The organism is Bacteroides sp. L10-4 (genome assembly GCF_013373675.1).
GTDB lineage: Bacteria > Bacteroidota > Bacteroidia > Bacteroidales > Bacteroidaceae > Bacteroides > Bacteroides muris.
This window is the reverse complement of the sequence record NZ_JABXJH010000035.1, coordinates 40,636-51,499: the sequence shown is the minus strand read 5'-3', so window position 1 is coordinate 51,499 and position 10,864 is coordinate 40,636. Positions and strand designations below refer to the sequence as shown.

At 48.2% G+C, this 10,864-nt stretch carries 9 protein-coding genes; all 9 read right to left on the bottom strand.

All coding sequences use genetic code 11. The features are described 5' to 3' along the window. Positions 1-231: 231 nt before the first annotated feature. Complete coding sequence (locus tag HU824_RS12180) at positions 232-693, bottom strand: DUF6808 domain-containing protein (protein ID WP_176468969.1); 462 nt, start codon at positions 691-693, stop codon at positions 232-234. After that, a complete protein-coding gene (locus tag HU824_RS12175) occupies positions 690-1,214 on the bottom strand; it encodes a glycoside hydrolase family 108 protein (protein ID WP_136010966.1) in 525 nt (174 codons plus the stop codon). Before HU824_RS12175 ends, HU824_RS12180 begins: the two co-directional genes overlap by 4 nt. 130 nt (positions 1,215-1,344) lie before the next feature. Then, positions 1,345-1,686 (bottom strand): hypothetical protein, encoded by a 342-nt coding sequence (locus tag HU824_RS12170; protein WP_061412130.1) that lies wholly within the window; start codon positions 1,684-1,686, stop codon positions 1,345-1,347. A 10-nt stretch (positions 1,687-1,696) separates the two neighbouring features. Beyond that, the gene (locus tag HU824_RS12165) at positions 1,697-2,185 is read right to left on the bottom strand and encodes a hypothetical protein (RefSeq protein ID WP_005837078.1); all 489 of its coding nucleotides are present in this window, start codon (positions 2,183-2,185) and stop codon (positions 1,697-1,699) included. An 11-nt stretch (positions 2,186-2,196) separates the two neighbouring features. Further along, entirely contained in the window at positions 2,197-2,781 is a 585-nt protein-coding gene (locus HU824_RS12160) for a DUF4376 domain-containing protein (protein WP_136010967.1), read from the bottom strand. Between the two features lie 5 nt (positions 2,782-2,786). Beyond that, positions 2,787-3,821 (bottom strand): sialidase family protein, encoded by a 1,035-nt coding sequence (locus tag HU824_RS12155; protein WP_176468968.1) that lies wholly within the window; start codon positions 3,819-3,821, stop codon positions 2,787-2,789. A gap of 5 nt (positions 3,822-3,826) precedes the next feature. Beyond that, the gene (locus tag HU824_RS12150; RefSeq protein ID WP_148356429.1) at positions 3,827-5,671 is read right to left on the bottom strand and encodes a hypothetical protein; all 1,845 of its coding nucleotides are present in this window, start codon (positions 5,669-5,671) and stop codon (positions 3,827-3,829) included. A gap of 16 nt (positions 5,672-5,687) precedes the next feature. Then, positions 5,688-5,972 (bottom strand): hypothetical protein, encoded by a 285-nt coding sequence (locus tag HU824_RS12145; RefSeq protein WP_008664647.1) that lies wholly within the window; start codon positions 5,970-5,972, stop codon positions 5,688-5,690. Between the two features lie 19 nt (positions 5,973-5,991). After that, a complete protein-coding gene (locus HU824_RS12140; RefSeq protein WP_176468967.1) occupies positions 5,992-10,821 on the bottom strand; it encodes a hypothetical protein in 4,830 nt (1,609 codons plus the stop codon). Positions 10,822-10,864: the final 43 nt, after the last annotated feature.

Sequence of the window (10,864 nt, the reverse complement as noted above, 5' to 3'; positions counted from 1 at the left end):
AACTGAGCAAATACAAACTTGTCTTGAAACATATGCGGTCATAGTAAAACTACCGCAAAGATAAAATTTCAAGTCCGTTCGCTCGAAAAATCCATGTAACTAACTATATTTCAATAATTTCAAAGAAATTTTTCAGATTTTAATGGGACAGTAGTGATATAGATATTACTTAAAAACACATCATTTCTACACCTTCATTTTCTCACTCAATCCCAGACTTCAGATTAAAGTCTACCACTGCAAAAGGTTATAACTCACCCCAACACCAACATACCATCCATCCGGATAACCATACCCAGCCTGCAAACCAAATCCCCACCGCTTCTTCTTCGGTTTAACAACCACCGAATGATAGATGTCATTCGTCACCGTCTGATACACCGTCTTAGGAAATACCTGCAAACTATCCAGCCGAGGGTCTACATATCCGCTCACCACAGCCCGATACGAGCTGTCTCTATATACCACTTGTCGGCGATGGAGCAAGGTATCACCTATCCGTGTCGTGTCATCCGGTACGAAACGCCAGAACACAGCCATCGGTGCAGAGATAAGCATCGTATCTACCTTGACAACCGTCTTTATCTTCGTCTCTACACGAACTTCAGCCGGAGGCTGCTCATGCGGACGGAACCAAACCACTATACAAGCAATTGCCAGCAGTACAATTAATATCCACGGTAACTTTTTCATTCCTCGAATCTCAAATCGTTTATACGGTTCATCCACCCCCGTTTGAATTTATTGTTCGCCGGACGAGAACGGCATATATCCTCGATGAAATCGAACCGTGCAATCTTAATCATGTCGAACAACTCACGCGGGTTCCTGGCATTCACCGCAGCAATGGTCTTAGGACCTACTATTCCATCCACAGTAACACCAAGCAAGCGTTGAGGTATCTTTATTCCGTGTGCACCGGATGCCCACACCCAATCAACCAATATATTAGCAACTGATTGCGATTTAATCTCGTCAGCTTTCCATCTGTCCCAATAATGTGGCTTGAGCACCCGGTTAACGACATCCTCACGGGTAAGCAGACGCAGGTCATCCACGTCTATATCACCGTCACCGTCCTTGTCATAGCCGCATGACTTCCACGTACCGATAGTCACACCCATATTCGTAGCACCTCCAAGGTCTGCCGGGTCATTCACGAAACCGCCTTCCCATTTGAGAATCCACGGCGCTAATTTATACACATTCACCATTCTTATTTTCCTCCTTGATTTTTGGTTTTACATAAAAATACAATATATTTGCAAACGCCTTTGTTTAAACTTTAAGTTGTGTAGTATTAAGGGAAAGGGAGTCGTTGTGAAACACCTTCCTTTCCGCGAATCAGTAGCCGTTTTGCGGTTCTCTGTCACCGCATTTCTTCCTCTCACACCGTTTAAGCGCCAGTTCCAGTTTCAGGTCAGAATTAGTCTCCTTCAGTGTAAACAATTCATCCTGCACCTTACGGAGCCGGTCAGTCTGCTCCACAAACCGCTGTTCCTTCTCCGAAAGCTGCTTCTGCAGGAACTCGTTGTACTCCCGTAAAGCCTTGAACTCCTCAACATCCGCATGGGCATCCTCAATACGCGCATTGGTCTTGCGCGACATCCACCACTTAACAAGCTGCTTGATGCCCTCGATGCCACCGAGTGCGGTCACCAACATAATCCAATCATTCATTTCCATTTCTCCCGGTTTAACAATCGATACAAATTATAAGCACCCCCACATAAGCACAAGCAAACGCTGCCATCTCCGCCCAGAACAGCCATTTCCGGTATCTCAACATGATAACAACGGCTATCGGGAAAGCAACCGCAGGCAAGTACCACATACCGGAGAGACAAACCCAAAGAATTGTAGCTAATCCGGCTATTACTGTCCCTGCATAATGTACTTTGCTCTGAAATTCCTCCTTGAACAGCGGGGCTGTCCCGACGAACATCAGCCCACCGCAAGCAAGAAATGCCAAACATTGCAGGTTCTCCGATGAGCATTCAATCCACACCGGCATAAGCAGCATGGCAGGAACGGCCATCGCCGCCTGAAACAGCCACGCCGAGCGGTTCCGTTTCTTCAGTTGATAATAGGTGTCAGAGAGCGACCAGGGCACTCCGCACACTCTCACCGCATACATTATGTACATAGTGAGCAAAAACAGCGACATAAAACATAAGTAAATCATAAGCTATCAATTTAAAGGTTGAACACTAATTTTTCAGGATAACCGGAAGTGTAATCATACGCTCCGACCTCCTCTTTCGTAGCAAGTCCCATAACCGCGGTCAGATGTTCCTGCGTGGCATTATAGCATTCCAGGGCATACAGTTCCAGTGCGGCCAGCATCTGCAAGGCAAGAGGAATGGGGATTACATACTTCACGGCATCATACCACAGCACGGTTGTCTCCTTACCCACAGCCTGCTCGATAGTAATTGAGTTTACCAGTCCTACCCGCGTATCCTTGTCAAGCCACATCCGCTTGCCGCCAAGCGTAAAGGAATTCACGGCATCGGACCCGTCGTAAACAGCAATTTCATTGACCTTCGCACTCTTCACACCCTCCAAAGTCGGTTCATAGGGAGGGGTTAATTCACATTCGAGAATTTCCTTTGCAGACGCTGCCGGATGGGCTTCGTAAAATGCTTCCTGTTCCGCATTCAACGGTACCCAGGCTCCATCCAGGTAATCCTCATAGGTTGTACCCACTTCATAGTTTTCGTCCAGTTCAAAATCAAGACGGACAACTTTCTCCTCTGAATAAATATGTATATATTGCATTATTGTTAAAGCCTATTTTTATTCATTATGATAAATCGGTAATTCGTTCTAATACCTGATGTAAGCGGTGCCGTATTTATTTCAGTAAATGAGCCCAGATAATCCGAAGATTTGAACATACGATACGGAGAAGAACTTTCCTGTGCTATCGCATACTTTCCGTCAGACGAAAGCCCCAAAGCAAAGCTATTGCCAATAACGGAATGCTTCAATGCCCAGGTTTTTCCGTAATCGGCGGATATACGTGCACCGGAATAAGAGTACCCTCCCTCTATAACCATATATTTCCCGTCATAGGATATGGCCAATGTACGGGCAGAGAAACTCGAATCGGTAATTTTAGTCCACGTCTTCCCATAATCCCCGGAATAATAGGCATAGTATAACTTTGATGAACTCTCCCTGTTGCAGCAACACAACATGTATTTGCCGTCACCGGAAATGGCAATCTTTGTGATAGGCCCCCTGAACATTTCACTGCTGAAAGTTTCTCCATAATCGGAAGATATAAACAGCTCATGGGTAGTATAATAGGGAGAATTTGACGCATATGCCACTACGTATCTGCCGGAATGGGACATTTCCACCCCCATGAGAGGCACGGTATTGTCTTTTAATCCATTAGAGACCCGCCATGTTTTCCCATAATCCCCGGAAAGCATCAAATCATATTTGTTATTGCTATTCTGACACACAATAGCGACCAGATTCCCCCTGCCGTTGCAGGCTATCGAGTACACGGAATAGCAATTATCAGGCTTGAAAGGTTCTGCCGTCTCCAGAAAATCCGTAGAACGCAATAATCCCACATTTGCCATATAGCACGAGCAATAGATATGCCTGCCGTCTCCGGACATGGCAATCCTCGTTCTATCGTTGCTGAAAAAGTATTCGTTTACATTAGGAAGGTCGGAAGGTTGTCTTCTGGTCCATGTCATTCCACAATCCTTGGAAATATCTATTAAGGCTCTACTGTCGGAGAATGCAATCACATACTGACCGTCCTTTATATTATTGCTTCGTCTTTTTAATACACTCATAAACCTTAGTCCCTTGTTTTTACGGATATTGAATAGGCGCCAGCGGCATAGCACCAGATACTAATCTCAAAGATATCTCCAGCGGAAACACTGATTGAAGTACCGGACATCGAAGTGAACGCGCCGGTATTGGGTATCGGCTGTGTGAATGCCGCCGATGCGACGCAGCGGATATACAAGTCATTGCCCACTGACATTCCGGAAGCAAGGCTGATGTTCGTGGCAGAACCCAACCTTGCAGTGATACTTCTCTTGGAAATTGGCAGGGAGGCCAGTGTCGTGACCGTATTCGCACCGGTGACTGTCGGGTCACCGACACCTTGCGGCCCTTGTGGTCCTTGCGCACCAGTCGCCCCTTTAGGTCCAGTAGCTCCGGTAGCACCCGTAGCGCCTTTTGCTCCGGTAGCACCCTTCAGGTTCTTGAAAGCAAAGGAAAAGGTTCTGGCCAATGCGGTACCACCGAGAGAAACGGTCACGGAGGGCGTACCGATGTTGGCGTCAACCGTAGCAGTAGCACCGGTAATACTGGCACTTGCACCTGCTGCACCCGTGGCACCAGTAGCACCGGTAGCGCCTTTTGCACCCGTATCACCTTTGTCTCCTTTATCGCCCTTTGGACCTTGTATTCCTTGTGCACCAGTGGCGCCTTTTGCACCAGCAGGACCGGTAGCACCAGTATCACCTTTTACTCCTTGCGGTCCTGTGGCACCGGTATCACCTTTCATGCCCTGTGGACCTTGTACGCCTTGAGGACCTTGCGCTCCCGTATCCCCCTTCTCGCCTTTATCGCCCTTTGGACCTTGCAATTGTCCTTGACTTTGCCAATCACCGTTATACCAGGCATAATATGTATAAGGCAATGCAGTTCCAACGGAATAGAAGCCAGTGATGTTTGACCCGTCAGGTACAGCAGTCTTTAAGGCATCAAGCGTATCGTAACGTCCAAGAAGGGTGAATGTATCTCCCGGCTTGCCTTTCACATAGATATCCGTCTTAACGTATTCTTTAGCGCTCTTATCCCATTGGTATACATAGTGGTCTGCACCGATGTAGGTAGGATGTTCTGCCGCATCAGTAGCATTCGCAGTAGCCGTCTCCGATTCCTGCTTGAGGGCAGCAAATTCAGTGACACGGGTACTTTCAGCATTTACGCGTCCGGTTTCGGCTGTTTGGCGGTTAGTTTCCGCACTATTACGTGTATCCTCAGCAGTGCTTCGGGCATTCTCAGCAGTAACGCGCTTACCTTCTGCTGTAGCACGACCGGTTTCAGCATTGACACGACCCGTTTCGGCTGTCTGTCGGGTTGACTCTGCGTTGGCCCGCACTGTCTCAGCATTTTTACGTTCCTCCTCGGCGCTGACACGTTTACCTTCGGCAGTAACACGGCCGGTTTCGGCAGTTGCCCGTCCGGTCTCAGACGTCTGTCGGACCGCTTCAGCTTTGTCTCGCTCTGTCTCTGCCGTTTTCCTGAGACCTTCGGCTGTCACACGTTCCTTTTCGGCATTGATACGCGTAGTTTCAGCAGATGCGCGGGTACTTTCAGATGAAGCACGCTTTGTCTCAGCCGTTTCACGGGATTTCTCAGCTTCCTTGCGTGCGTTCTCCACTATGACACGCTCCGCTTCGGCTTTGCGCACTTCCTCAGCAGCTTCCTCAGCAGGGGCAGACAGCAACTCAAGCGGTGCCTCGACCACCGATTCTTCCATACCGGCAAGACGGAGGGCGGGCAGGCTCACGATATCGGCCAGCGAATCGACAATCTCCACATCGCCCACACCTTGGGAGCCGACAAGAAGGGCTTTCTTCACCTCCTCTACAAGCTGGTTGAACTGATTTGATTCCAATACCATAATTTTCAGAATTGATTTAAGATGGCTGGATGACATTCAGTTGGTTAATTACCGCACGTTTCACGGCAGCTATGAGCCGCGAGTTCTTCACCACAAGTTCAAGAGCCTTGCAATACTGTTCCGGGATTTCCACCGCATCTTTCGAGTAGTAGATTTCCCGTGCCAAGTCTTCAAAGCCTATATCCAGAAGGATACTTCCGTTGTACATCATTTCATTGCCGACCGTTTCGGCTACGTCGAAGGTCTGCTTGGCGCCTTCGAATGAGGTCTGGGCCTCGATTTTCTTAAAGTTGATTTTCATACTTTCTATTTTAATTATTCTATATACTCATCCATGACAGATACCAATTCCCCAAAACCCGTTTTATCACATGCCATTCACGCCCGTTGATATTCGTCCTGGAAGAGTTCGCGAACGTACCAGAAGGAAAACTGATGGTATTCCCGTTCGGCATTATCCATATCTCATGCCCGTCAGAAGAGGACGGAAGGGATATAGTACAGTTACCGTAAAAAAGCAGTGTGTGGTCGGTCGCCTTAATGCTGTACCTTGTAACCGAAGAGAGTATCACGTCAGTATTCCGGTATACACCTTGCGTCTTCAGCGGCCCGGCAATTTCCAGAGTCCCGGAGGACGGAGCATACATCTTCCCCACTATCACATCACCACCGAAATAGCTCTCGCCGGAAGATACGTGTATGGCCCTATTGCGCCCCGGAATGGTTGCAGAGATGGTTACCACCCCTTTGACTGTGCCCGCTTCCATAGTCTGGTAGGGCCTTATCAGGATGCTATTGGCTCCTCCGTCCGACGCTATCGCATGCAGATAGTAGCTCTTGCTGAGTTCGAATTGCGTAGTGCTATCTGTAAGGTCGGTCACGAACGCTCTCGAGTTGGTGGATATACCGTTACCATGCAGATATAGATAGTCACCTATCCGGCCGCTGGAGGCGTTTATCTTTCCGTTTACGGTGATGCCGTTCAATATGGCGTTGGCACCGGAAATATTTCCTTTCAACGTAAGATTATTGGCTGTGATATCGTTAAGCGTGGCATTGGCACCGGATATGGTACCTTTCAGGGTAAGGTTGTTCGCGGTGATATCGTTCAAGACAGCATCCCTGCCCGTTATACTCCCTTTCAAGGTAAGATTATTGGCGGTGATATCATTCAGTGTAGCCCCCACCCCGGTAATGTTGCCCTTCAACGTAAGGTTATTGGCAGTAATGTCGTTCAGGATGGCGTCAATACCTGAGATATTGCCTTTTAATGTCAGATTATTAGCTGTAATGCCGTTCAACGTAGCATCCGTGCCCGTTATGCTGCCCTTTAGAGTCAGGTTGTTTGCCGTGATGTCGTTCATCGTCACACGCCCGTTTGTATCGACCACGAAACTGCCGTTGATGATGGTCTTTCCCGTAAAGTTTATCCGGTCAGCCTCGATTGTAGCATTGGATATCAACCTGCCCGCTTCGCCTTCGGTGATGAACGCGCTGATTTGAGCACGCCTGACGATATCACCGTTGGGGTCGACCTTTTCCGCAAACATGGTGGCGATATTGCTCTCCGTCACTAAACCGGCTTTGTCGATATTGGTAATGTTACCTTTGGAATCGAAGGTTATCTTCTGCACGAACTGGTCTATACGGCTGGCCGTCTGGCTGATGGCTGAGGTATGCTGTTCCACGGTACCCTTCAGGCTGTTTGTGGCGGTCACCATACTTTCTATCTTCTCGGCAGTCACATGAAAGCTGCCTGCATGGGCGAACAGCTTGCCGTCCAGGTCAGAGACGGACGCACTGAAGTCTGCACGAAGACCGCGGGCCGATATGTCAATAGCAGACTTATATGCTTCGGTAATTCCAGTCTCAAGGCCTACAAGACCGGACGTGAATTCAGCTTTCAGACCACGGGCGGAGATGTCGATAGCAGAGGTGTATTCTTGCGTTATACGACTCTCAGTATTCGTCAGGTCCTCCGTGAACTTCGCTTCAAGGTTGCGCGCGGTAAGCAGGAATTCACTGTGATACTCTTCAAGCTTGCCTGCCGTGCTTCTGATTTCGTCAAGGTTCGCCTGAATCTTCTTGTCTGTAAGTTCAAAACGCATATTGAATTCCTCGCGCAAGTCAGCAAGAGCATCATCGGTTAGCGTAAGTGCATACAAGTACATGTCACCGGTAAAAGACATGTGGAAATCACCGGTTCCGTTCCACTTACCGGTTATCTCCATCTGTTTGAATTCAGTACTGGGATATAGGTCCTTAGAAAAGGAAATCGGGGTGTATTCCTCAAAACCTTCTTTGTTCTCGTTCTTGAAATGGAAGGCAAGAGTGCCGGGGCGCTTCACCAGATACTTGAAAGAGATAGTGAACTGCCGGGGGCGCTTGAGTTCGTCGAAGGTCTCAAAATCCGGATGGCGGTAAAAGTCTGAGTTGACCTGCTCGATATAGCTGTTCTTAAGGCGTAGCACATTCTTTGCGCGTTCGCTTACTATATCGGCGAAAGATTCCTTGTTCGCATAGAAGTTACTGTTGAAGTACAGCAGCCGACCGTCAACTCGGAAGATGCGTATGTTGCTGCTACCGGTCCAGTACTGCATGTCAGCGGCAAAAGACGCATTGTTAAGGTAATTGTTCAGGGCATTGATTTCATCACGCACGGATGAGATTTCAGACTTGATAAGTCCTTCAATGACAGTGAACATTGTCAGGATGTCCTCACCGGCCATCGTAAGGAATCGCCCTTTGATTTCTACGCCACCTTCCGGTGTGTACTTGATGTAAGTGCTCTCATCACGGGCGCCGATATAGGAAGTACCGTACACTTTCATGTAGGCATGCCCGGTGGATTTGTCAACACCGAAGGAGATTACATCTTTCCCCGTTAGGTTGAAGTCGTCAATGCCGGTGTAGAAAGTTATAGACGGGGATGTCTCGTTGGTAGACGATAGCACGATTGCGCTTTGAAGGTCTACATCTGTACGGTGGCCCAATCCTATAATATCGTCACCTGCTTGGGGGATATCACTACCTTCATCACAGATGGCCTTGGATAAGTCAATATAGTCACGCCCCACAGCCATGACCTCACGCCAATAGTAGCGGTTGGAGGCGTTCAGGGTAGTCCCTTCGACGATGTTGCACTCCTTTGCTTGCGCCAGCGAGCCTACACTAAATTCGTTTGCTATCGCTTCACCTTCCTGCTCGGCAAGGAAATAGCAGCGGTAGGCATCTTCCAGTTCCTCCACGCGGATGCACTTCATACCGGCATGGGTGATTATCTGTTCACCGCCTACATGGGTGGCTTTCTTAACCTGCAGTTCTTCAAAGACGGCCTTTATCTTCACATACAGACGGTCAACGACAGCTTGGGAAGTACCGTCTTCACGGACGGTAATACCACTGCCATTCTTGCCAATCAAAAGGCCTTTTAAGAATGTGATAACCTCCTCCGCTACGTCGCTTGCATCCTTTCTCAAGAACATTCTTAGGGTACGTAAAGCAGAGAATACATTGAAGTTGCTTGCGGCCGTAGCGTCGTTGGTCTTGATGACATAGATGTTGCTTCCTCCCGAACCGGTGAAGGTCTGTCCCTTAAAAGTCAACTCTTCGACTTGCGTTTCAATATCGGAAAGGCGGGAATAGGCGGTGCTTTCGCCAATCGTATACTGCGGGGAATCGTAAGGCTTGTCGAGGTTGATTTCAAAGCCGATGACACGGGACAAGCGCCCGTCCTTGAAGTAGGCAGGATTGACAAGGTTGATGCGCTGTCCTATGTCAAAGCTGTGATTTATTTGGTCTTTGTGTACCCAGATGGAGTTGAGCGTAGCCGTATAGGTGCCGTCGTCGATGCAGGTCTTTGCCACGTACTTCTTTGCAGTGGCAAGCAGTTCCTCTTCGGCAGCAGCCACCAGCCCAAGTTCGGTTATCTTCTCGGCATTCCAACCAGACAGTACATACTTGTCACCTTTTGAAGGGAACAACACTTCATCCGGCAAGGAACGGCCGTAGTCTTCATTCTGTACAATCTCCCAAAGCTGGGCATCAGGATTCCATGTGCCGTCGTCGTTCTTCTCGGTCAGACCAAGAGGGTTAAAGGCAGCACCGAACTCCATGCCGTTGAGCTTGCCGGATTCGAACCTGATTTTGAGTTCCTGTCCTTCAAGGATGTATTCCTTCGAGAAGTTGATGCCTGAATCCTTGAACCGGTAGAAGGTAACTTTTGTCTTTGTATCATCTTCATTATCTACCTCGCTCTCATAAGAGCTTACACCGGTGATTTCACCCACCCGTTTGGGATAGACGTCGTCGAATACAACAACGGCTTCAATGGCTTCCAAATCGGTCAAGCCCTCGTGGGCATCCACGTATGGAGTGCCTGCCGGAAGCATAAGGCGCTTCTGGACGATACCGTTGACAACAGTGGTCTGGTCTACCGGGCGATAGTTGGTAGGGATGTTTCTTGTTGAACCGAACGCATAGATTCTTGTGGCATAAGTACCCTTGCTGTCACTCCGGCTCATGTCCTTGGCTTCCTTATCCAGTTCTATCTTAACAGCGTCGGAGAACTCACAGCGTCCGAAGTTGATGACATGGTCCGTTACCCAACAATCACAACCCCAGTTATCAGCCATGCTGAACATAGCATCAATGAGGTTGGTATTGTCATAGGTCATCAATTTGGAGGAGTTCTCGACACTATCGTCAATGGAAAACACGAAGTCTTTTCCCTCATATTTATAACCAAGAGCTTTCAAATTGCGAAGGAATACACCCATCTGGACATCCAGTGAAGCGGTAAGGGACCAGGACGCTTCCAGTCCTCCGTACTCCGGGGTGTACTTGAATATCTTTGTTTTCCACTTGAAATAGTAAGCGTCAAAACGAAGTTCATAGGAGTAGCCTCCGTTCTTGTAGGTCGGATAGGGAATATCTACAATCTGATAGATTTTTGCCAATTTACCGCCCATGGAGGCATCGAGTACCCCACGCAAGTCAACGTAATCACCTACTTGGAAATCGACTGGGGACAGAGTATTAAAAGGTAGTACGACATAGTCCTCTTTCATTAAAGAGAACTTGCCTTTTGCACCGGGATTGATACCAGTTGAAAAGCGGGTATTGCCTTGTATGTCCTTAATATCTATCATGTAAACAAAGGTCGGACATAAAAAAAAGAAGCCCTAAAAATTA

Bases quoted from the DNA above. Each gene is read 5' to 3' on its own strand.
- HU824_RS12180 (WP_176468969.1), bottom strand. From the start codon at position 693: ATGAAAAAGTTACCGTGGATATTAATTGTACTGCTGGCAATTGCTTGT.
- HU824_RS12175 (WP_136010966.1), bottom strand. From the start codon at position 1,214: ATGGTGAATGTGTATAAATTAGCGCCGTGGATTCTCAAATGGGAAGGC.
- HU824_RS12170 (WP_061412130.1), bottom strand. From the start codon at position 1,686: ATGGAAATGAATGATTGGATTATGTTGGTGACCGCACTCGGTGGCATC.
- HU824_RS12165 (WP_005837078.1), bottom strand. From the start codon at position 2,185: ATGATTTACTTATGTTTTATGTCGCTGTTTTTGCTCACTATGTACATA.
- HU824_RS12160 (WP_136010967.1), bottom strand. From the start codon at position 2,781: ATGCAATATATACATATTTATTCAGAGGAGAAAGTTGTCCGTCTTGAT.
- HU824_RS12155 (WP_176468968.1), bottom strand. From the start codon at position 3,821: ATGAGTGTATTAAAAAGACGAAGCAATAATATAAAGGACGGTCAGTAT.
- HU824_RS12150 (WP_148356429.1), bottom strand. From the start codon at position 5,671: ATGGTATTGGAATCAAATCAGTTCAACCAGCTTGTAGAGGAGGTGAAG.
- HU824_RS12145 (WP_008664647.1), bottom strand. From the start codon at position 5,972: ATGAAAATCAACTTTAAGAAAATCGAGGCCCAGACCTCATTCGAAGGC.
- HU824_RS12140 (WP_176468967.1), bottom strand. From the start codon at position 10,821: ATGATAGATATTAAGGACATACAAGGCAATACCCGCTTTTCAACTGGT.